Genomic DNA, 22,260 nt, shown 5'->3' on the forward strand with positions numbered 1-22,260 from the left:
CCGGTTCATACACCGCTCCCCCCTTGTCAATCCCCGCGGCCCCGCGAGGAAATCGGTGCTGCGCACTGCGCTCACCTCCCGCGTGCCTGACTGCGGTCGGCTCGACTCGACTTGCTCACCCCTACGGGGATTCGCTCCCTGTCTCGGTTCGCCTCTGTCCGCCATCCATGGCGTCCAGACCTTGTCATTCACGCTCCGGTTCGCCGATTTCAGCGGGGGTCAACACCGTCGCTGTAAGATAGGTGTCGAATGAAAAACCGTTGCTGCTGAAACCGCGTAGGCCGGATAAGGCGTAGCCGCCATCCGGCAATCGGTGCCGCGGAGAGAATGCCGGATGGCGCGTGACACGCTTATCCGGCCTACGCCGTTTCCTGGGACGGCACTATCACTGTTGCGCCATCGCCTTCTCGTTTTTCGCCCGCAGCTTCTTGGCGCGGCCCTCCAGCAGCAGATAACCAATCAGCGCCAGCAGCAGCGGCAGGAAGTAGTAGAGCACCCGGTAGGCGAGCAGGGCGGCGATAATAATCCCCTGCGACACATGCTCGCTGGCGAGCAGGGCGATAAACACCGCTTCCAGCACGCCGATGCCCGCCGGGATATGCACAATCACCCCGGCGATACTGCTGACCAGCAGTACCCCAAGCACAAAGAAGAAGTCGGCGCGCATGCCGAGCAGGATCCAGATAATCGCCCCCATTGCAATCCAGTTAGCACTGGAGATCACCATCTGCGCGACGGCGAATTTCCACGACGGCAGCACCAGTTTGTGGCCCTTAATGGTGACGTGACGGCGTTTCGCAAACGCGCAGCCCCACAGGTAGACGGCGATAATCAACAACAGCACCACGCCGACAATGCGCAGCGTCGAGGCGTCGATATACCAGTGCGCCGGGATCTCCACCACGCCAAAGGTAAAGATCAGCCCGCCGAGCAGAATATAGCCCAGCCAGTTGGTGGTGATACTGAGCGAGAAGATGCGCGTAATGGTGCTGCCCGGCAGCCCAAGCCGCGAGTAGAGGCGATAGCGCATGCCAATCCCGCCAACCCAGGTGCTGAGCGTCAGGTTAAAGGCATAACAGATAAACGACACCAGCATCACCTGGCGCTTCGCGAGCTTATGGCCGCAGTAGGCGCGGCCGAGCAGATCGTAAAAGCCATACAACACATAGCTGAGGATCACCAGCGCCACCGCGCTCAGCAGGGCGGTGCGGTTGTAATCGCGAATGACCTTCCAGACATCTTCCCAGTTCACCTTCTGCGCGTAGAGCACCAGCAGAACAATAACGGCGATAAAAAAGATCACCGTGAGGATTTTTTTAGCCAACCGCCAGCGCGGATGTGATGTTGACATCAGGGTTTTGCTCCCGAGTGCTGTGCTTCGTTTCTGTCCTGGGTTTCCATCTCCGGCTGTACCGGCGGCCCCACTTCAGCCAGTTTAGGGGTATGCGCCGGTAACCAGCCGACCAGCGCCGGGAAGTGGCGTAAGAAGTGGAACACCACCACGCTTTTCCCGAGATTCCACCAGGTGCGCTTCGGCGCCATCGACTCATCCACCTGCTTACAATCCTGCTCAATAATCTTTTGCAGGTTGTCGCGCAGCGTCTGGTTAAACTCGCGATCGTGAATGATCAGGTTCGCTTCGAGATTGAGTGACAGGCTTAACGGGTCAAGGTTGCTGGAGCCAACGGTCGCCCAGTGATCGTCCATCAGCGCCACTTTGCCGTGCAGCGGACGGCGGCGGTATTCATACACCTTCACGCCACCTTTCAGCAGGTAGTTATAGAGCAGCTCCGCGCCCACTTTGACAATCGGCATATCCGGCTCGCCCTGCACAATCAGCTTCACGGTAACGCCGCGACGGGCAGCGTTACGCATCGCGTGCAAAAGCCGGTAGCCGGGGAAGAAGTAGGCATTGGCGATAATCACTTCCCGGCGGGCGTTAGCCAGCATCTTCAGATAGTGACGTTCAATATCGTCGCGGTGGTCGTCATTATCGCGCCAGACAAACAGCGCCTGCGCTTCGCCCGGTTTACGGTTCTCTTCCGGACGATGACGGCGGCGCTGCCACCAGCGTTTCGCCGGGGCGTTATCGGGCAGATTTTCCAGCTCAAATTGCAGAATATCTTCGACGATAGGCCCTTCGACCCGCACGGCGTAATCCTGTTTCGCCTCGGGGCCATAATCAGAGAGGTGCTCAGCCGAGTAGTTAATCCCGCCGACAAAGGCGACGGTGTTGTCGATCACCACAATTTTGCGGTGCATACGACGGAAGACGTTGGTACGCATGCCGAGCAGCGGCGGGCGCGGATCGTAGTAGCGGAAAATCACCCCCGCCGAGGTGAGGGTGCTGACAAACGATTCGCTTAAATCGGGCGAACCGTAGCCGTCGAGCAGCACCTCAATACTGACGCCGCGCTGGGCGGCGCGCAGCAGCACGCTGTGCAGCTCTTTGCCCACTTTGTCTTCAAACCATATAAAGGTTTCGAGAATAATTTTCTGTTGCGCGTTATCAATCGCATCGTAGAGCGCCGGATAGTAGTTATCACCATTTTCCAGCAACTGGATGCGGTTACCGTCCCGCCAGCTACATTTCATAAATGGATCTCCGCACTCAGGGGGGCATGATCGGACAGATGACGCCAGTTGCGCAGCGGCAGCGCGGTAGGCGCACTGGCGCTGGCGTTTTTGACATAAATTCTGTCGAGGCGCAGTAAAGGCAGGCTGACCGGGAACGTTCGCGCCGGGCGACCGTGCGCGCGGGTGAAGATCTCCTCAAGCCCGGCCTGCGCTTTAAGCGGCTGGTTGGCTTTTTGCCGCCAGTCGTTGAAATCCCCCGCCACCAGCACCGGCTCGCCTTCCGGCAGAGAGTTGACCCACTCCGCCAGCATTTTTAGCTGCGCCTGGCGATGCGCCTCTTTCAGCCCAAGATGAACACTGAGGACATGTACCGCGCCGCCATAATCGGGCGGCACAATCCGGCAGTAGAGCAGGCCGCGTTTTTCGCTGCCATCTACTGAGACGTCGAGGTTTTCGTAGTGTTCAATCGGATAGCGGGAGAGCACCGCATTGCCGTGGTGCCCTTCAGGATAGACCGCATTGCGCCCGTAAGCGAAGTCGCTCCACATGGTATCGGCGATAAATTCGTAGTGGGTGGTATCGGGCCAGTTCTCAACGCGCAGCGGGTGCACTTCGTGGGCGCCCATCACCTCTTGCAGGCAGACGATATCGGCGCTCACCAGGCGCACGGCATCGCGCAACTCGGGCAAAATAAAGCGCCGGTTGAAAGTGGTAAAGCCTTTGTGTGTGTTAATCGTCAATACTTTTAATGAAAATGGTCGCGCGTGTTGGGTCATAAATCTCCTGCCAGCATCACTCTCCTGTATAGAAATAAATTGTAGTCCCTGTCACAAAAAAAGCCGGGGTTACAGAATTTTCCGTAGATCGGGGTACTCTTCTACAAGAGTAAAATCCTTGCGGAGAGATGCCATGAAGTGGCAACAACGTGTTCGTGTCGCAACAGGCCTGAGTTGCTGGCAGATTATGTTGCATTTGATGATTGTGGCGATACTGGTGATGGGCTGGATGAGCGGCAGGCTGGTGCACGTGGGGCTGGGGCTGTGCGTGCTTTATGGCGTCACCGTGCTGCTGATGCTCTTTTTCCAGCGCCATCATGACGCCGGCTGGCGCGGCATCGGCGATGTGCTCGAGGAGCTAACCACCACCTGGTATTTTGGCGCATCCCTTATTGCCATCTGGCTGCTCTCGCGGGTGCTGCAAAACAACTACCTGCTGGCGCTTGCCGGGCTGGCAATCCTTGGCGGCCCGGCGGTGGTCTCACTCTTAACTAAAGAGAAACGGCTAGGTCGTGTGACGACGAAACATGGCGTAGGCCGCAGTGCCCGTTGACAGGGCAATCACTATCAGCGGCCACAGGCTTCCCCAGATAATCTCCAGACTGGCATCCTTCAAATAGATCTGCTTGGTGATATCGGTAAAGTGCCGGATCGGGTTAATCCAGGTTAAGTCCTGCAACCATACCGGCATGTTCTCCACCGGCGAAACGTAGCCCGAAAGCAGGATCGCCGGCATCATAAAGACAAACACCCCGATAAACGCCTGTTGCTGCGTTTCGCAAAACGACGAGATCAACAGCCCAAACCCAACCAGCGACAGGCCGTAAACCAGCATCGCGAAGTAGAAGAGCAGTAGCGATCCGGCAAACGGGATCTGGTAAGCCAGAATGCCAAACAGCAGCACAATCGTCGCCTGAAACGCGGCGACAATCAGCGCCGGCACCGCTTTGCCGATAAAGATCTGCCAGGTGGCAAGCGGCGAGACCAACAGCTGATCGAAGGTGCCCTGTTCCCGCTCGCGCGCTACCGACAGCGAGGTGACAATCATCACGCCGATGGTGGTGATCATCGCTACCAGCGACGGCACGATAAACCATTTGTAATCGAGATTCGGGTTGTACCAGTTACGCACCACCAGCTCGCTGTTGTTCGGCTTCGGCTGCCCGGCCAGCAGCTCCTGCTGATAATCTTTCACCACCTGCTGAAGATAGTTGGCGGCGATCTGCGCGCTATTCGAGTTACGCCCATCCAGAATCAGCTGCATCTGCGCCGGTTTGCCGCTGTCGAGATCGCGGGAAAAATCCGCCGGGAAGCGCACCAGCAGCAGCGCTTTTTGCGTATCCAGCATCGGGCGGATTTCCTGCGGGCTGTGCAGCAGCAGCACATTGGTAAAGGCTTTGGCGCGGGCAAAGCGCTGGGTCAGCTCCACCGCGTGCTTGCCGTTATCCTCGTTATAGATAGCGATAGTGGCGTTGGTCACCTCAAGGGTGGCGGCAAACGGGAAGAGCAGCACCTGAAAAATCACCGGCAGAATCAAAATGGCGCGGGTTTGCGGCTCGCGCAGCAGGGACTGCAACTCTTTGCGGATCAGCGTCCATAAACGGTGAAACATGGCTTCTCCTTAATCCAGCCTGCGTTTGGTTTTCAGCCACGTCAGGCCGATAAACATCACGGCGGAGGCCACCAAAAACAGCATATTTATGGTCAATACCAGCGGAATATTGCCCGCCAGGAAGAGGCTTTGCAGCGTGCTGACGAAGTAACGCGCCGGGATGATATAGGTCACCGCACGAATAATCGCCGGCATACTGTCGATCTGAAAGATAAAGCCAGAGAGCATAATTGACGGCAGAAACGCGGCGTTCAGCGCCACCTGCGCGGCGTTAAACTGGTTGCGCGTGGTGGTGGAGATTAAAAGCCCCATGCCGAGCGTGCTGAGCAGAAACAGGCTGCTGAGCAGGAAGAGGATCAGCAGCGAGCCGCGATAGGGCACACCGAGAATAAAGACCGACACCAGCATACAGAGCAGCATCGCCAGCATGCCGAGAAAGTAGTAGGGAATGAGCTTACAGAGCAGCAGCTCGGCGCGGGTGATCTCGGTGGAGAGCAGCGCCTCCATGGTGCCGCGCTCCCACTCGCGCGCCACCACCAGCGAGGTGAGGATCGCGCCAATTACCGTCATGATAATGGTCACCGCGCCGGGAATAATAAAGTGCTGGCTGATGGCCGCCGGGTTGAACCAGTAGCGCGTCTGCACATCGATTAGCGGCGTGAAGGTTTCGCCGCGATCTTCCGCGCGCTGCGCCTGCCAGAGCTGCCAGATCCCTTGTAAATAGCCCTGCACAAAGTTGGCGGTATTCGGTTCGCTGCCGTCGGTGATCACCTGAATCGGTGCCACCTCGCTGGGTCTTGCCATCTGGGCATCGAAGTTGACTGGAATAACCACCAGACCACGGATGCGCCCGGCCTGCATCATCTCAATCAACTGCTGGCGATCGCTGCTGATGGTGGCGTCAATATAGGGCGAGCCGGTGAGCGCGTGGGTAAAATCGAGCGCCTCATCGCTGCGCTGCTCAAGCAGCACGCCAACGCGCAGCTTGCTGGAATCAAGGTTGATGCCGTAGCCAAAAATAAACAGCAGCAGCAGCGGGATCACCACCGCAATCAGCCAGCTACTCGGGTCACGCACGATCTGCCGCGTCTCTTTGACGCACAGCGCCCGTACGCGCCGCCAGGAGAGGGCGTTAACGCGCATTGCTATGCTCCTTATCCCAGTTCTGGATCAGCGTGATAAACGCATGCTCCATCGTCGGGTCCGGGTGGTTGTCGTCAGCGGTCTGCGCCTTCAGCTCGTCCGGCGTGCCGCTGGCAATCAGCTTGCCGCGGTAGACCAGCCCGATGCGGTCGCAATACTCCGCCTCATCCATAAAGTGGGTGGTGACCATCACCGTCACCCCTTTTTCCACCATGCTGTTGATATGCAGCCAGAACTCGCGGCGGGTGAGGGGATCGACGCCGGAGGTGGGTTCATCGAGAAAAAGAATGTCCGGCTCGTGCATCAGCGAGCAGGCCAGCGCCAGCCGCTGCTTATAGCCGAGCGGCAGTTGATCGGTGGCGTGGCGGGCAATGGTCTCCAGGCCAAACGCTTCGCTCATTCGCGCCATCTTCTCCCGCTGCGCGCTGCCGCGCAGGCCATAGACACCGGAGAAGAAGCGCAGGTTCTGCTCTACGGTCAGGTTGCCGTAGAGGGAGAACTTCTGTGCCATATAGCCGAGGCGCTGGCGCGCTTTGCCGGAGCTGACTTTAAGATCCATATTCAGCACCAGCGCCTGGCCAGCGGTCGGCACCAGCAGGCCGCACATCATCTTAAAGGTGGTGGATTTGCCCGCACCGTTCGGGCCGAGCAGGCCAAAGATCTCGCCGCGCTTGACGGCAAAATTAACCTCGTCGGTGGCGGCAAAATCGCCAAACTTTTTGGTGAGCGATCTCGCTTCAATCACCGTCTCTTCCGCGTCGCCGTTCACCGAGTGCAGGATCTTGCCAAGCGGCGACTCGGCGGCACCCGCACCGCCCAGCAGGTCGATAAAGGCATCTTCGAAGCGCGGAGCGGTCTCCTCAATCTGTAGCGGCGGCATCTCTGGCGCGGCGTGAATCGCCTGCACGTCGGCCCCTTTTTTCAGGATCATGCGCACCGAGCGCCCCTGGATCACGCCATCGCTCACCTGTGGCAGCCTGAGAATGCGCCGCAGCAGGCGGCGGTTATTCTCATCGCGGCTGGTGAGCAGAAAGCTGCGGCCGGCCATGCTGCGGGTTAACGCTTTCGGCTCGCCGTGGTAGAGCAGCTCGCCCTCGTTCATCAGCAGCACATCGCGGCACTGCTCTGCTTCATCAAGATAGGAGGTGCTCCAGAGGATCAGCATCCCGTCGCCCGCCAGTTCATGCACCATCTGCCACAGCTCACGCCGCGAAATGGGGTCGACGCCGACGCCCGGCTCATCAAGCAGCAGCACCTGCGGATCGCCGACCAGCGTACAGGCCAGCCCCAGCTTCTGCTTCATACCACCGGAGAGTTTGCCCGCCAGCCGGTCGGTAAAGGGGCCGAGGGAGGTAAACGCCAGGAGGCGGGTAAACATCTGCTGGCGCTTCTCGCCGGTGACGCTGCGCAGATCGGCATAGAGGATCAGATTCTCCATCACCGTCAGATCTTCATAGAGGCCAAATTTCTGCGGCATATAGCCGAGCACGGCATGCAGTTCGCTGTCGTTGTCGATAGGGTCGAGGCCCAGCACACGCACGCGGCCTTCGTTCTGCTTCATCAACCCTGCCAGAATACGCATCAGCGTCGTTTTGCCCGCGCCATCCGGGCCGACCAGCCCGGTGACATAACCGGCCTGGATTTTACAATCCAGCCGCGCCACCGCCGGTTTCTCCATGCCGGGGAACTGTTTTACCAGCCCGTCGATCTGAATAGTCCGCTCATTCATGACGCGCCTCGCCGTCAAAACGCAGCGTCACCGGCATCCCCTGGCGCAGGTTATCATCGGCATCGGTGACGATAATGCGCAGGCGATAGACCAGGTCGGTACGCAGATCCGGGGTTTCAACGGTTTTTGGGGTAAATTCGGCGGTCGGTGAGACAAAGCCGATTTTGCCGTGATAGGGCTTATCCGGGCGGCCATCGGTGTAGAGCAGGATTTCGGCACCCGGTCGCGTCTGGTGCAGATTGCGCTCATCGACATAGGCGCGCACCCACACCGGGCGGGTCAGCGACAGGGTTAACACGCTGCTGCCAGCGTTAAGCATGCTGCCCGGCTCTACGGCGCGGGTCAGCACCGTGCCGTTGCTCGGCGCGACCAGCGTAGTGTCCTGCAAATCAAGCTGCGCCTGCGCCAGTGCGGCCTGCGCCTGTTCGAGGCCCGCTTTCGCCTGGGCGATCTCCTGCGGGCGGTTACCGGCGCGGAACTGGCGCAATTTATCCTGCGCCGATTTGAGCGTTGCCTGCGCCTGGTCGCGCGCCGAGCGGGCGTTCTCCAGATCGTTTGCCGAGATCACTTTTGTTTTCCACAGCCCCTGCTGGCGCTGGTAGAAGTTCTGCGCGTAATCGTACGCCGCCTGCGCCTGGCTAACGGCGGAGGCCGCCTGGGCGATCTCCTCGGCGCGGTAGCCTTCGGTAGCTAACGCATATTTGGCTTCGGCAGTAGAGACGTTGGCTTTCGCCTGCAACAGCGCGTTTTCATAAGGCGCGCGGTCGATTTCGCCGAGCTTCTGCCCGGCCTGTACGCTGTCGCCCTCATCCACCTGCAACGCCGCCAGCCGCCCGCCGACGCGAAAACTTAAATTAACGGTGCGGATATCGACATTGCCATACAGCGTCAGGCTGTCGTCCTGCCTGCTTTGATACCAGTACCAACCGCCGGCGAGCATCGCCAGCAGCACCACGCTGAGTAACACCACAACGCTACGCTTTTTCATCACTCCGGACTCCTGTGCGTTAATCCCTGCAAAATAAAATCGATATGGCAGGTGATGACTTGAAAGATCATTTCGGTTTTCTCTTCGTCGAACTGCGTCCAGCCTGCACGCAGCAAAATGGTTTCCCGCACCAGGCGGAAGGCGAGGATCTCGCCGATTAAGGCGTGGGCATGCAGCACCATCTGCGTGCTGTCGGCGTCCTGGCCGGTGTAGGCGGCGAGCAGACGCGTCAAATGCTGGTGCATCGGGTCGATCACCTGCTCATGCACAATCTGATAGGCGCGAGTGGGGGAGAGCTGCTCGCGGGAGATAAATTTGCTCAGGTTAAGGGTTTCATCATGGGTCAGTAGCGTGAGCATCTCTTTGCTGGCGCGATGGATCAGCGCGCGGATGGCAGATCGGTCAGGCTCGGTCTCGGCAAACAGCGCCTCGGCGGCCTGCACGTGTGGCGCAAAATGGTGGCTGATAAAGTCGGCAATCCACTGCGCGCAGGCGAGGTAGAGATCCTCTTTCGAGCCGAAGTAGTAAGGGATGGCGGCGATGTTCTGCCCGGCCTGAGCGGCGATATCCCGCGTGGTGGCATGCAGGCCATACTCGCCAAACTGCGCAAGGGCGGCGGCAATTAACTGATTTTTGGCCTGTTCGCCTTTGCTGGTGGTCGGTGTGCTATTCATAGGGGTTATAAAATTAATCAATCGATTGATTAACTCTACGACGCCGGAAAAATGTTGTCCAATTTTTGCGCAGGAAATGTGAGGGGGGCTAAATTTATCCCTTTTTCAGAGAATGAAGCGGGAAGATATCTTGCTGAGACATTGACGTGGGATATTTTATGCGCCGGATCACAAAAGCTGATACACTCCGCACCTTCATGACATTGTGGTTTTTGTCATCAGTCTACCTATTATCTCCTCGAAAACTACACCTGTGACAGGTCGGGGCGGTGCGGAGTTGTTATGTCATTTGATGCCCTTGGCCTGAATCCGGATATCCTGCGCGCAGTTGCGGAGCAGGGTTACCTCGAGCCGACCCCTATTCAACAGCAGGCGATCCCTGCGGTGCTGCAAGGCCGCGATCTGATGGCCAGCGCCCAGACCGGCACCGGTAAAACCGCCGGTTTTACACTGCCGCTGTTGCAACGCCTGGTGCAGAGCCAGCCTCACGCGAAAGGCCGCCGTCCGGTACGCGCCCTGATCCTGACCCCAACCCGTGAACTCGCGGCGCAGGTCGGTGAGAACGTGCAGGAGTATAGCCAGTATCTCAATATTCGTTCGATGGTCGTCTTCGGCGGCGTCAGCATTAACCCGCAGATGATGAAACTGCGCGGCGGCGTTGACATCCTGGTGGCTACCCCGGGCCGTCTGCTCGATCTCGAACACCAAAACGCTCTGAAGCTCGACAGCGTGGAAATTCTCGTGCTGGATGAAGCTGACCGTATGCTGGATATGGGCTTTATCCACGATATTCGCCGCGTGCTGTCGAAGCTGCCGGCGAAGCGTCAGAACCTGCTCTTCTCCGCGACCTTCTCGGATGAGATCAAACAGCTGGCGGAAAAACTGCTGCACAACCCACTGGAAATCGAAGTCGCACGCCGTAACACCGCTTCCGAGCAGGTGACGCAGCATGTTCACTTTGTGGATAAGAAACGCAAGCGGGAACTGCTGTCGCAGATGATTGGCGAAGGTAACTGGCAGCAGGTACTGGTCTTTACCCGTACCAAGCATGGTGCCAATCACCTTGCTGAGCAGCTGAACAAAGATGGCATCACCAGTGCGGCGATCCACGGTAACAAGAGCCAGGGCGCACGTACCCGCGCGCTGGCAGACTTTAAATCCGGTTCGATTCGCGTGCTGGTGGCAACAGATATCGCCGCGCGCGGCCTGGATATCGAAGAGCTGCCGCATGTCGTCAACTATGAGTTACCGAACGTGCCGGAAGATTACGTACACCGCATCGGCCGTACCGGCCGTGCTGCCGCCACCGGCGAAGCGCTGTCGCTGGTCTGTGTCGATGAGCATAAACTGCTGCGCGACATTGAGCGTCTGCTGAAAAAAGAGATCCCGCGTGTTGCGGTTGCAGGTTATGAGCCGGATCCGTCAATCAAAGCGGAGCCGATCCAGAATGGCCGTGGTCAGAACGGCGGCCGTCAGGGCGGTGGCGGCGGTCGCAGCCAGTCCGCACCGCGCCGTAGCGAAGGCGAGACGCAGAAAGCGCGTCATCCGCGTCGTAGCAACGACGGCGCAGCCGCGAAATCGGAAGGTGGAGCCGCGAAGCCCGTGGGCAATCGCCGTCTTGATGGCGGTGCAGCGAAACCGGCAAACAACGGCGCACGCCGTCGTCGTCCGCGTAAACCCGCTTCCGCGTAAATCTGTTTCCGTTCAGGCCGGGTAGGTTTATCCGGCACTCAAAACCGCCATCGGGCATTACGCCGGATGGCGGTTTTTTTATGGTGCTGCTGACACGATCTCACTGAAACGGCGTAGGCCGGATAAGCGTGAGCGCCATCCGGCATTCTCCCCGCGGCACCGATTGCCGGATGGCGGCTGTGCCTTATCCGGCCTACCAAAACGGAGCCCGCTGCCGCTGGAACGGCGTAGGCCGGATAAGCGCCAGCGCCATCCGGCAATGTATCAGCGATACCGACTTTGCTTTTATCTGCGATATGACAGCGAGGGGGGGGTGTCCCCGCTGAAATCGGCGAACCGAAGCGTGAATGACAAGGTCTGGACGCCATGGATGGCGGACAGAGGCGAACCGAGACAGGATGTCGAGTCGAGCCGGCCGCAGTCAGACACGCGGGAGGTGAGCGCAGTGCGCAGCACCGATTTCCTCGCGGGGCCGCGGGGATTGACAAGGGGAGCGGACCCCCCCTTGTCCCGTTCACCGTATAAGAGATTAATGAAACTCCCCAATGCCTGGTGAACGGAACCGTTCCACAAAATGCCATATGCCAGACCCATTGCCGGATGGCGGCTGCGCCTTATCCGGCCTACGCGGTTTCAGAGGCCGGGCTTCTACAACATCTCGCCATTACTGGCGATAACCTGCTGATACCACCCAAAGCTGCGCTTTTTGCTGCGCTTGAGCGTGCCGTTGCCCTCGTTGTCTTTATCGACATAGATAAAGCCGTAGCGCTTTTTCATCTCGCCGGTGCCGGCGCTGACAATATCAATCGGTCCCCACCAGGTGTAACCCATAATCTCGCAGCCATCCGCAATCGCCTCGGCCATTGCCTGAATATGGCGGCGGCCATAATCGATGCGCGCCTGGTCATTAATCTCGCCGTTGGCCTCCACTTCATCAACACCGCCATAACCGTTTTCAACGATAAACAGCGGCTTGCGGTAGCGGTCCGCCAGCTCATTACAGACGATACGAAAACCGAGGGGATCGATAGGCCAGCCCCACTCGGTCTTCTCCAGGAACGGGTTGTCCAGCCCGGCGGTGCCGCCGGTATCGACGCGGAACTGCCCGCCCGCCTGGTGCAGCACGCTGCGGTAGTAGCTAAAGCCGAGGTAATCGGAGGGGTACGCTTTGAGCAGTTGCATGTCGCCCTCTGCCATCTCCAGCTTCACACCCAGATCGTTCAGCAGCCGTTTAGCGTACGCCGGGTATTCGCCCAGCATCATCACATCGGAGAAGAGCAGCGAGCGGCGGCGCAGCTGCATGGTCGAGAAGATATCCTCCGGGTTGCAGCTTGCCGGGTAGACGGTGCTCAGCGACAACATACAGCCGATAAGCGCATTGGGCATGATCTCGTGGCAGAGCATGTTCGCCAGCGCATTGGCGACGAACTGGTGGTGGTTCGCCTGCCAAATCTCCTGTGGGCTGGCGTCAACATCCACCGCGCCGGTGGCAAACGGCATACGGTTCATGTTGTTCAGCTCGTTAAAGGTCATCCAGTATTTGACCTTGCCCTGATAACGGCGGAACACCGTCTCGCAGTAGCGGGTGAAGAAGTCGATAAGCTGGCGGTTTTTCCAGCCGCCATACTCCTGATAGAGCGCCAGCGGCGTTTCGTAATGCGAGAGCGTGATCACCGGCTCAATGCCGTACTTCAGCAACTCATCAAACAGGTTGTCGTAAAATTGCAGCCCCGCCTCGTTGGGCGTAGTCTCATCCCCGCGCGGGAAGATGCGCGACCAGGCAATCGAGGTGCGAAAGCATTTGAAGCCCATCTCGGCGAAGAGCGCCACATCCTCTTTGTAGTGATGGTAAAAGTCGACCGCCTGGTGGCTGGCGTAGTAGAGGTTCGGGTCAATCACCACATCATGTTTACCGGAAGCGATACCGCCGCGCACCACGTCAGCGATAGAGGGCCCTTTGCCATCTTCGTCCCATGCGCCTTCCGCCTGATTAGCAGCAATCGCGCCGCCCCATAAAAAGTCGTTCGGAAAAACAGACATATCCGCTCCTTAATCCGCTAAGTCTTCGCCATTCGAGGCGATCAGTTTTTTATACCAGTGGTAGCTTTTCTTCAGCGAGCGCGCCTGGCTGCCGTTGCCCATATCGTCCTGATCGACATAGATAAAGCCGTACCGCTTGGAGATTTGCGCCGTCCCGGCGCTGACCACATCAATCGGCCCCCACCAGGTGTAGCCAAAGAGATCAACACCGTCGGCAATCGCCTCCTGCATCTGCACCACGTGCTGGCGCAGGTAGTCGATACGGTAATCGTCATCGATGGAGCCATCCGCCTTGACGGTATCCACCGCGCCGAGGCCGTTTTCGGCAATAAACAGCGGCTTCTGGTAGCGGTCATAGAGTTGATTAAGCGCTAGTCGCAGCCCTTTCGGGTCGATCTGCCAGCCCCATTCGCTGGTGGTGAGGTGCGGGTTACGAATGCCACCGGTGATCAGGTTGCCTTCTGCGCCGTCATGCAATGCCGGGTTGGCGCTGACGGTGCTCGACATGTAGTAACTGAACGAGACGAAATCGACCGGGTGCTGGCGCAGGATCTCATCATCGCCAACCACTTTTTGTAGCGTCACCCCTTTTTCCGCCAGCATGCGATCGGTGTAGGCGGGGTAGTAGCCGCGTGCCTGCACGTCGCTGAAGAAGAGCGATACGCGCTGCATCTCTTCGCAGGCCTGCAAATCATCCGGGTGGCAGGTGTGCGGGTAGAGCATCTGGTAGCTGATCATGCAGCCCATCTGCGAGCCGGGAATAATGGTGTGGCACGCTTTGGTGGCGAGCGCGCTGGCAACAAACTGGTGGTGCGCGCCCTGGTACTTATCCTGCTCAAGATGCGGGTTGTCCTCCTCAATCACCCCGACGCTGACATAGGGGTGGTGCTTCACGCAGTTGATCTCGTTAAAGGTCATCCAGTACTTCACCTTTTTGCGATAACGCGTAAAGACGGTGGTGGCGAAGCGGACATAGAAATCGACCAGTTGGCGGTTCGGCCAGCCGCCGTAATCGGTGACCAGCGCCAGCGGCATTTCATAGTGGGAGAGTGAGACAATCGGCTCGATGCCGTGTGCGCGTAACGTGTCGAACACCTCGTCATAAAACGCCAGCCCTGCTTCGTTGGGCGTGGTCTCATCCCCGCGCGGGAAGATGCGCGTCCAGGCGATCGACATACGAAAACACTTGAAGCCCATACCGGCAAACAGCGCGATATCCTCTTTGAAATGGTGGTAGAAGTCGTTGCCTTTGCGCTTCGGGTAGTACTTTTTGCTCTCCGGATCCTGCGCTTCGCGCACCTGCGCGTGGGTCATGCCCAGCCACTGATCGAGCCAGCGCTCGCGCGGCGTGTTGATATCGAAGGTGTAAACATCGGAGACGGAGAGCCCTTTGCCGTCGACATTCCATGCCCCTTCAAGCTGGTTGGCCGCCGTTGCGCCGCCCCATAAAAACCCTTCCGGAAATGATTTCGAATAAGCCACTGGTGTGCTCCTTAGGCCGCGTTTGCGGTCAATGTGAGAAATGCGTCCCGGCTGGCGACATCGCCATCTGTTTTTACCGGGCTGATATCGCCGTACTGTTCGCTATTGGTGACCACCACGATCACGCTCGGATCAATCCCTTCTGCCCGCAGCGCGGCGAGATCGAAGCTGACCAGCAGATCGCCCACCTCCACGTTCTGCCCGGCCTCGATATGGCTGGTGAAGTGCTTGCCGCCGAGTTTCACCGTGTCGATACCGATGTGGATGAGGATTTCGGCGCCGGTATCGCTCTCCAGCGCCAGCGCGTGGTGGGTTTCAAACAGCGATTCGACCTTGCCGTTGACCGGCGAACGTAGCTCGCCGTTGCTCGGGTCGATAGCCAGGCCTTTACCGAAAATCTCATCGGCGAAGACCGGGTCACTCAGGGTATTAAGGGCTTTCAGCGTGCCGCTGACCGGGGCGAAGAGTCGCTCCTCATCGCGTGCGATCTTCACCGGGCTGACGCCTGCTACCACCTTCTCTTCGAAACCGAGGATCACCGTCAGTACGGCAGCGGAGACAAAGGAGAGCGCGATACTGACAATCGCCCAGAGAAAGGTCGGGCCGACCAGCGCCGGCAGGCCGGGCAAGCCGCTGAGGGCAAAGGCGTAGGTTTTCACCCCCATCGCCATCGCAAAGCCGCCGCCAATCGCGCCGCCCAGCAGCGCGGCGGCAAAGGGGCGTTTGTAGCGGATATTGACGCCATACATAGCCGGTTCGGTGATGCCCATCATCGCGCTGAAGCTGGTGGAGAGTGCCAGCGACTTCAGCTTCTTATCGCGTGCGCGAATAAACACGCCGAAAGCCGCGCCCGCCTGGCCGAGGTTGGCGACATAAAAGAGGATTTTGAACGGGTCAAAACCCATGGTGCTGATGTTGTTGATCATGATTGGCACCAGCACATAGTGCATGCCGGTAATGATGATCATCGATAGCGTGCCGCCCACCACCACGCCTGCGACGATGCCCATGTTTTCAACCAGCCAGGTAATGCCGCCGGAGAGCGCATTGCCGGCGAAAATACCGAGCGGCCCGATAACCATCAGCGTAATCGGCGCGACAATCACCAGGCTCAGCAGCGGCACAAACATCGTTTTCAGCACGCCGGGCATGATGCGGTCAATCAGCTTCTCCACCCGGCTTAGCAGCCACACCGCCAGCAGAATCGGGATCACCGTCGAGGCGTAATTGACCGTCGGCACCGGCAGGCCGAGAAAGCTCACCGGCGCGCCGGATTTAAACAGCGTCTGGATCGCCGGGTGGAAGAGGGTGGCGGCGAGCGCCACGGCGACGTAGGGGTTGGCACCAAACTTATTCCCGGCGCTGAAAGCCAGCGCCAGCGGCATAAAGTAGAAGACGCCGTCGCTGATGGCGAGCAGGATCTGGTAGGTCTGGTTGCTGGTCTGAAGCCACTGCATGGCAACCATCAGTGCCAGCACCCCTTTCAGGATCCCGGCTCCGGCAATTGCCGGAATGATCGGCGAGAAGATGCTTGATAACCCCTCCAGCACCACCGACACCGGATTACGCCGTTTGCTGCTGCTGGCACTGGACGAGACGCCGGGCAGTTGCGCCAGCAGCGCTTCGCAGAGTGGGGCGACCTCATTCCCGATTATCAGCTGGTACTGATCGCCAGAGATATTCACGCCGATCACGCCATCCAGCGCTTCCAGCGCCGCGCGGTCGACCTTGTCATGGTCGTGAAGGAGAAAACGCAGGCGGGTGATGCAGTGAAACAGCGACAGGATATTCTCCTTGCCGCCGATATGCGCAATGATCTTCTGCGCGGTTTGCGGGTAGTTCATGCTTATTCCTCCAGACAGACGCCCGATTTTCTGGCGTCATCAACAAACATCGGCCCCGGCCGATACCTTGTTTCCTCTGGGGTTTGCCTGATTTAACAGTAACAAGCCTGGATGGAATTCATTTTTTCACGCTGCAGGCATATCTGCCTGTCGGGTGAATTACGCCGACCGTTGCACCACGTTTTCGATATGCACGGTCAGATAAAGCTTCTCGGAGTTGCTCATGGTGTGGTGATAATGTTTGCCGACAAACTCGCTGATGGCGTTAACGCACTTCAGCGTCGTTTGATAGCGGCGCTCAACCATGGCAAATAACTCCTCGTCATCGTTGTTTAATACCTCCCCGGCAATCACCCGCTGCGCGAAAAATTTTAAGTGGGTAATAAAGCGCTGGTAATTGAGGGTGTGCTCATCGGGCGGCAGGGTAAAAAAGTATCTGACGATATTTTGCAGCTGATAAATAAGCCGGGTAATTTGCGTGGTTTTTCCCATCGTATCGTTCAGCCCGGCGTTCACAATATGCAGGGCGATACTGCACGCTTCGCTGTCCGGTAACAGCGTGCCGGTGCGCGCCACCACCATGCCCAGCGCCTGGCGGCCAATGGCGTACTCGGCGGTGTAAAAGTGGCGCACTTCCCACTCCAGCGGGTTGGCTAAACTCTCGCCTTTTTCACTGCGTTGCAGGGCAAAATGGAGGTGATCGGCAAGGGTGACATACAGCCCGTCGCTTAATTTATGCGGCAGGGTTTCGCGCGCGAGGGCGACAATATCCGCCGTTAACTGGACAATTTCCACCGGCACTTCGCTCACCAGATCTTTAAAACGGGCCGAGAGCTGGGAGTCTTTCAGGTGGAATATCTTCTCAATGGCGTCCATATTGACGCGGTCACCGCTCTGGGTATTAAACCCGAGGCCGCGCCCGGTCAGAATTACCTCAAAGCCGTGCTCATCGAGGGCGCTGACAACGTTATTATTTAATATTTGTTTGACCAGCATCGCCAACTCCTGCAAACAAAAACGGGCAAAACATAAATACAGCCAGGGACGGATTGATCCCCTCAGTCTGCATTTAGGTTTTGCCCGATATTCGGTAACAAGCGTAATGCAGATAAAAAGCTAGCATTGACCATATAAATGTTCAACGCGTCGGGAAGCGGTTTCATAAATGGATCTGCCAATTTGTGATCGGCTTTGCGAAAAGTATCGTCTGCCTGACGTGCGATTTACGAGCAGGCTTCCATAACGGCAAAAAGCGTTCGCCCCTGCGGGCGAAAAAGTGCCACAATAGTGGCCGTTTATACAGTACTTCAGGTTATCGAATGGCCCTTACCGCCGCGTTAAAAGCGCAAATTGCCGCCTGGTATAAGGCGTTGCAACAACAGATCCCGGACTTTATTCCCCGCGCGCCGCAGCGTCAGATGATTGCTGACGTGGCAAAAACGCTGGCGGGCGATGAGGGCCGCCATCTGGCGATTGAAGCGCCGACCGGGGTCGGTAAAACCCTCTCATACCTTATTCCGGGCATTGCCATTGCCCGGGAAGAGCAGAAAACGCTGGTGGTCAGCACCGCCAACGTCGCCCTACAGGATCAGATCTTCAGTAAAGATCTGCCGCTGCTGCGCAAAATTATTCCCGATTTACGCTTTACCGCCGCCTTTGGCCGCGGGCGCTATGTCTGCCCGCGCAATCTTGCCGCACTCGCCAGCAGCGATCCCAATCAGCAGGATCTGCTGGCCTTTCTTGATGACGAACTGACGCCCGGCAACAAAGAGGAGCAGACGCGCTGCGCATCGCTGAAAGCCGATCTCGACAGCTATAAGTGGGATGGCCTGCGCGATCACACCGATAAAGCCATCAGCGACGATCTCTGGCGACGCCTGAGCACCGATAAAGCGGGTTGCCTGAACCGTAACTGCCACTACTACCGCGAGTGCCCCTTCTTTGTGGCGCGTCGGGAGATCCAGGAAGCGGAAGTGGTGGTCGCCAACCACGCGCTGGTGATGGCGGCGATGGAGAGCGAAGCGGTGCTACCGGAGCCGAAAAACCTGCTGCTGGTGCTCGATGAGGGCCACCATCTGCCGGATGTCGCCCGCGATGCGCTGGAGATGTCGGCAGAGATCACCGCCGGCTGGTATCAGCTGCAACTCGATCTCTTCACCAAACTGGTGGCGACCTGCCTTGAGCAGTTTCGCCCGAAAACCCTGCCGCCGCTGGCCACGCCCGAGCGGCTCAATGCCCACTGCGAAGAGCTGTTTGAGCTGATCTCCTCCCTCAACGCCATTCTCAATCTCTATCTTCCCGCCGGGCAGGAGGCAGAACACCGCTTTACAATGGGCGAACTGCCGGATGAAGTGATGGAGATCTGCCAGCGGCTGGCGAAACTGACTGAGATGCTGCGCGGGCTGGCGGAGCTGTTTCTCAACGATCTCAGCGAGAAAACCGGCAGCCATGACGTTGTGCGTCTGCACCGGGTGATTTTGCAGATGAACCGGGCGCTTGGGATGTTTGAGAGTCAGAGCAAGCTCTGGCGGCTGGCATCGATGGCGCAGGCCTCCGGCGCGCCGGTTTCCAAATGGGTAACGCGCGACGTGCGCGACGGGCAGCTGCACCTGCAGTTTCACTGCGTAGGTATTCGCGTCAGCGACCAGCTGGAAAAGCTACTCTGGCGCAGCGTGCCGCATATTGTCGTCACCTCGGCGACCCTGCGCTCGCTCAACAGCTTCAACCGCTTGCAGGAGATGAGCGGCCTGAAGGAGAAAGCGGGCGACCGCTTTGTCAGCCTCGACTCGCCGTTCAACCATGTCGAGCAGGGGAAGATTATTATTCCGCAGATGCGCTACGAGCCGCTGATGGAGAACGAAGAGCAGCATATCGCCGAGATGGCGACCTGGTTTCGTGAACAGGTAGAGAGCAGAACGCACCGCGGGATGTTGGTGCTATTCGCCAGCCAGCGCGCGATGCAGCTCTTTCTTACCTATGTGCCCGATCTGCGTCTGTTGCTGCTGGTGCAGGGCGATCAGCCCCGTTACCGGCTGGTGGAGTCGCACCGAAAACGCATCGACGGCGGTGAACGCAGCGTGCTGGTTGGCCTGCAATCCTTTGCTGAAGGGCTGGATCTGAAGGGGGATTACCTCACCCAGGTGCATATCCATAAGATTGCCTTCCCGCCCATCGACAGCCCGGTGGTGATCACCGAAGGCGAGTGGCTCAAAAGCCTCAAGCGTTATCCCTTTGAAGTGCAGAGCCTGCCGAGCGCCTCGTTTAACCTGATTCAGCAGGTCGGGCGCCTGATCCGCAGCCATGAGTGTCGCGGTGAAGTGGTGATTTACGATAAGCGGCTGTTGACCAAGAGTTATGGGAAACGACTGCTTGATGCACTGCCAATATTTCCAATTTCCCAACCGCCGATGCCTGACGTTATAGTGAAGAAACCAGAACAGAAGCGCCGCAAGCGCCGTTAACGATGTGAGCACGCAAGGAGAGTCCATGGATTACCGCACCATCATTAAAGAGGTTGGCCGGGGCAAAAATCACGCCCGCGACCTTGATATTGACACCGCCCGCAGCCTCTACGCGAGGATGCTCAATGGCGAGGTACCGGAACTGGAGATGGGCGCGATCCTGATTGCGCTGCGTATTAAAGGGGAAGGCGAGGCCGAAATGCGCGGCTTCTACGCGGCGATGCAGGATCGGACAATGAAGCTGACGCCGCCGGTGGCGAAACCGATGCCGATTGTTATCCCGAGCTATAACGGCGCGCGCAAGCAGGCGAACCTGACGCCGCTGCTGGCGATTCTGCTCAGCAAACTGGGCTTTCCGGTGGTGGTGCACGGCGTCAGTGAAGATCCGACCCGCGTCGTCAGTGAGACGATTTTCGCCCTGCTGGGCATTGAAGCTACTATGCTTGCCGGGCAGGCGCAGGCGAAGCTGGAGGGGCATCAGCCGGTCTATATTCCGGTAAGCGCTCTCTGCCCGCCGCTGGAGGATCAACTGGGTCTACGCTGGCGTATGGGCGTGCGTAACAGCGCGCACACGCTGGCGAAGCTGGCGACCCCCTTTGCCGAAGAGGCAGCGCTGCGCCTCTCCAGCGTGTCGCACCCGGAGTACCTCACCCGCGTGGGCAAATTTTTTGCCGATATCGGCGGGCGCGGGCTGCTGATGCAGGGCACCGAAGGGGAGGTATACGCCAATCCGCAGCGCTGCCCGCAGATGAACCTGATCGATCCCGCAGGTGAGCGCGTGCTTTTTGCCCGCAGTGATGCGGCGCTGGAACCTGCTTCAGGCGGTGCGGCGAAAGATGCAGACAGCACGTCGCGCTGGATCGAGAGTTGCCTGAGCGGACGCGAAGCAATACCGGAGTCATTAAAGGTGCAGTTGGCCTGCTGCCTTGTGGCAAGCGGTGAAGCGCAGACGCTGGAAGAGGGGATGGCGCGCGTCGCGGCGACATTTGGATAAAAAAAAGCCCGTCACAATCCTGGACGGGCCATGCAAAGGGCAATAAGGGTCAATGAGGGTGGTGCATCCGGCAGAGGGTTAAAATGCCGGGGTAAAACGCGGGTCAGGTTACTTATAGATAACCGCTGTGCCACTCAGCTTGTTATTGCCGGTGGTAGACAGAATGCTGTAGCCAGAAGCACCTTCCGCTTTGGCTTTCTCTGCCAGGCGTGCTTCAAGGCCGTCCAGCGTGGTTGCGCCGTGGGCGGATACCACACCGATTTTGTTCAGCTCGCCTGCCTGAGCAGGGTTAACAGATTGAGCCGCAAAAGCACCGAAAGAGAGGGTGGATAATGCGACAGCAGCAACAGCATATTTAATGGCGTTCATAGGGTTTCTCTCGCAGGTTATACTGAATTTGGGACGATGTTCCGTCGATGTGATAAGTATCACAGTTTTTTATCAGCGAGAAAATCGAAGAGAATTGAAAGCCTTGTTCTAAAAAATTGAACAATAGTTAAGTTTTTGAAGCATAAAGGTTAAAAAGATAAAAAAGCATGAAATGGGAGCACTACCTCGCCACGCGGAGATAAGCGGCACATTTTGCGACAAGCGAAGCGGAAAAGTGTGAAGGTAAAGGTAAGTGCTTATCCTGCCGGAAAGCGTCAGGAAAAGTCAGCGTAGCTGGCTATCCTTCGATCCTCTGCGATTATATCCTGAATATGTCGAGTTATGTAAATCTTTCTCCTGCTGGCATTTCACGCACAGCCGCACGCCGGGAATCGCTTTTCGCCGCGCTTGCGGAATGGTTTCACCGCACTCTTCGCACTCAGTAAGGCTCTCACCACCCGGAATATCCCGGCGCGCACGGGCGACCGCATCCTCAATGGTGCTGTCGATCTGCTGCTGTACTGCATCGTCGTTTGCCCAACCTGAAGCCATAATTTCCTCCTGTATAGCTATTAAGTATAGACGCTATAAGGTGGCATGAAGTTTTAGGCCGGATAAGGCGTAAGGGAATGAAGCCGCTGGAACGGCGTAGGCCGGATAAGCGTTTACGCGCCATCCGGCATTATCTTCGCGGCACAATTGCCGGATGGCGGCTGCGCCTTATCCGGCCTACAAAAACGTGCTGTCAGCGACACTGGTGCGGTTTTTATCTGCAATACGGCAGCGAGGGGGTTGTGTCCCCGCTGAAATCGGCGAACCGAAGCGTGAATGACAAGGTCTGGACGCCATGGATGGCGGACAGAGGCGAACCGAGACAGG

General features: G+C 58.1%; 19 protein-coding genes. 5 read left to right on the forward strand and 14 right to left on the reverse strand.

What is annotated here, in order from left to right:
- Nucleotides 1-385 precede the first annotated feature (385 nt).
- The 3 genes from SOM48_RS22345 to SOM48_RS22355 are packed head-to-tail and all read right to left on the reverse strand — an operon-like array spanning nt 386 to nt 3,353.
- Complete coding sequence (locus SOM48_RS22345) at nt 386-1,351, reverse strand: lysylphosphatidylglycerol synthase domain-containing protein (protein ID WP_023479030.1); 966 nt, start codon at nt 1,349-1,351, stop codon at nt 386-388.
- Entirely contained in the window at nt 1,351-2,595 is a 1,245-nt protein-coding gene (gene clsB / locus SOM48_RS22350; RefSeq protein WP_023479029.1) for a cardiolipin synthase ClsB, read from the reverse strand. Before clsB ends, SOM48_RS22345 begins: the two co-directional genes overlap by 1 nt.
- Entirely contained in the window at nt 2,592-3,353 is a 762-nt protein-coding gene (locus SOM48_RS22355) for an endonuclease/exonuclease/phosphatase family protein (RefSeq protein ID WP_042714957.1), read from the reverse strand. The genes clsB and SOM48_RS22355 overlap by 4 nt, the downstream gene beginning before the upstream one ends.
- 133 nt (nt 3,354-3,486) lie before the next feature.
- On the opposite strand from SOM48_RS22355, the gene SOM48_RS22360 reads away from it, so the two are divergent.
- Nucleotides 3,487-3,906: a YbhQ family protein gene (locus tag SOM48_RS22360; RefSeq protein WP_054803699.1), complete on the forward strand. Its 420-nt coding sequence runs from the start codon at nt 3,487-3,489 to the stop codon at nt 3,904-3,906.
- On the opposite strand, the gene SOM48_RS22365 is transcribed toward SOM48_RS22360, so the two are convergent.
- From SOM48_RS22365 to cecR, 5 genes are read right to left on the reverse strand one after another with little or no spacing between them, the layout of a single operon-like run.
- Complete coding sequence (locus SOM48_RS22365) at nt 3,859-4,965, reverse strand: ABC transporter permease (RefSeq protein ID WP_320513040.1); 1,107 nt, start codon at nt 4,963-4,965, stop codon at nt 3,859-3,861. The genes SOM48_RS22360 and SOM48_RS22365 overlap by 48 nt on opposite strands.
- 9 nt (nt 4,966-4,974) lie before the next feature.
- The gene (locus tag SOM48_RS22370) at nt 4,975-6,108 is read right to left on the reverse strand and encodes an ABC transporter permease (RefSeq protein ID WP_076769584.1); all 1,134 of its coding nucleotides are present in this window, start codon (nt 6,106-6,108) and stop codon (nt 4,975-4,977) included.
- A complete protein-coding gene (locus SOM48_RS22375; RefSeq protein ID WP_320513041.1) occupies nt 6,098-7,837 on the reverse strand; it encodes an ATP-binding cassette domain-containing protein in 1,740 nt (579 codons plus the stop codon). Before SOM48_RS22375 ends, SOM48_RS22370 begins: the two co-directional genes overlap by 11 nt.
- Nucleotides 7,830-8,825, reverse strand: a complete 996-nt coding sequence (hlyD, locus tag SOM48_RS22380; RefSeq protein WP_139965379.1) for a secretion protein HlyD — start codon at nt 8,823-8,825, stop codon at nt 7,830-7,832. The genes SOM48_RS22375 and hlyD overlap by 8 nt, the downstream gene beginning before the upstream one ends.
- Nucleotides 8,825-9,499 (reverse strand): transcriptional regulator CecR, encoded by a 675-nt coding sequence (cecR, locus tag SOM48_RS22385; RefSeq protein ID WP_054803696.1) that lies wholly within the window; start codon nt 9,497-9,499, stop codon nt 8,825-8,827. Before cecR ends, hlyD begins: the two co-directional genes overlap by 1 nt.
- 282 nt (nt 9,500-9,781) lie before the next feature.
- On the opposite strand from cecR, the gene rhlE reads away from it, so the two are divergent.
- The gene (rhlE, locus tag SOM48_RS22390; protein ID WP_320513042.1) at nt 9,782-11,191 is read left to right on the forward strand and encodes an ATP-dependent RNA helicase RhlE; all 1,410 of its coding nucleotides are present in this window, start codon (nt 9,782-9,784) and stop codon (nt 11,189-11,191) included.
- 648 nt (nt 11,192-11,839) lie between these two features.
- Here rhlE and SOM48_RS22395 read toward each other — a convergent pair.
- The 4 genes from SOM48_RS22395 to licT all read right to left on the reverse strand — a co-directional run bounded on the left by SOM48_RS22395 (nt 11,840) and on the right by licT (nt 17,553).
- A complete protein-coding gene (locus tag SOM48_RS22395; RefSeq protein WP_320513043.1) occupies nt 11,840-13,231 on the reverse strand; it encodes a glycoside hydrolase family 1 protein in 1,392 nt (463 codons plus the stop codon).
- 9 nt (nt 13,232-13,240) lie between these two features.
- Entirely contained in the window at nt 13,241-14,713 is a 1,473-nt protein-coding gene (locus SOM48_RS22400; RefSeq protein ID WP_320513044.1) for a glycoside hydrolase family 1 protein, read from the reverse strand.
- Nucleotides 14,714-14,724: 11 nt separating this feature from the next.
- Nucleotides 14,725-16,557, reverse strand: coding sequence for a beta-glucoside-specific PTS transporter subunit IIABC (locus tag SOM48_RS22405; protein ID WP_320513045.1), 1,833 nt, complete (start codon nt 16,555-16,557; stop codon nt 14,725-14,727).
- Nucleotides 16,558-16,716: 159 nt separating this feature from the next.
- Nucleotides 16,717-17,553 (reverse strand): BglG family transcription antiterminator LicT, encoded by an 837-nt coding sequence (licT, locus tag SOM48_RS22410; RefSeq protein WP_023479241.1) that lies wholly within the window; start codon nt 17,551-17,553, stop codon nt 16,717-16,719.
- Nucleotides 17,554-17,876: 323 nt separating this feature from the next.
- Here licT and dinG point away from each other — a divergent pair, with 323 nt between their 5' ends.
- Together dinG and ybiB are read left to right on the forward strand one after the other, a co-directional pair.
- On the forward strand, nt 17,877-20,018 hold the full coding sequence (gene dinG / locus SOM48_RS22415) for an ATP-dependent DNA helicase DinG (RefSeq protein ID WP_320513046.1): 2,142 nt from the start codon (nt 17,877-17,879) through the stop codon (nt 20,016-20,018).
- A gap of 25 nt (nt 20,019-20,043) precedes the next feature.
- Nucleotides 20,044-21,012: a DNA-binding protein YbiB gene (gene ybiB / locus SOM48_RS22420; protein ID WP_320513047.1), complete on the forward strand. Its 969-nt coding sequence runs from the start codon at nt 20,044-20,046 to the stop codon at nt 21,010-21,012.
- A 108-nt stretch (nt 21,013-21,120) separates the two neighbouring features.
- Here the strand turns inward: ybiB and ybiJ are convergent, their stop codons facing one another.
- Together ybiJ and SOM48_RS22430 are read right to left on the reverse strand one after the other, a co-directional pair.
- Nucleotides 21,121-21,381 carry a DUF1471 family protein YbiJ gene (gene ybiJ, locus SOM48_RS22425; RefSeq protein ID WP_288882271.1) on the reverse strand — a complete coding sequence of 87 codons (261 nt, stop codon included), beginning with the start codon at nt 21,379-21,381 and terminating at the stop codon, nt 21,121-21,123.
- Nucleotides 21,382-21,666: 285 nt separating this feature from the next.
- Nucleotides 21,667-21,933: a DksA/TraR family C4-type zinc finger protein gene (locus tag SOM48_RS22430; protein ID WP_128483336.1), complete on the reverse strand. Its 267-nt coding sequence runs from the start codon at nt 21,931-21,933 to the stop codon at nt 21,667-21,669.
- A 77-nt stretch (nt 21,934-22,010) separates the two neighbouring features.
- On the opposite strand from SOM48_RS22430, the gene SOM48_RS22435 reads away from it, so the two are divergent.
- Nucleotides 22,011-22,260, forward strand: a 250-nt coding sequence (locus SOM48_RS22435; RefSeq protein ID WP_320513048.1) for a hypothetical protein, incomplete at its 3' end; no start/stop codon positions are given.

The sequence above is a fragment of the Kosakonia sp. CFBP8986 genome (genome assembly GCF_034044935.1).
In the GTDB taxonomy this organism is placed as follows: domain Bacteria; phylum Pseudomonadota; class Gammaproteobacteria; order Enterobacterales; family Enterobacteriaceae; genus Kosakonia; species Kosakonia cowanii.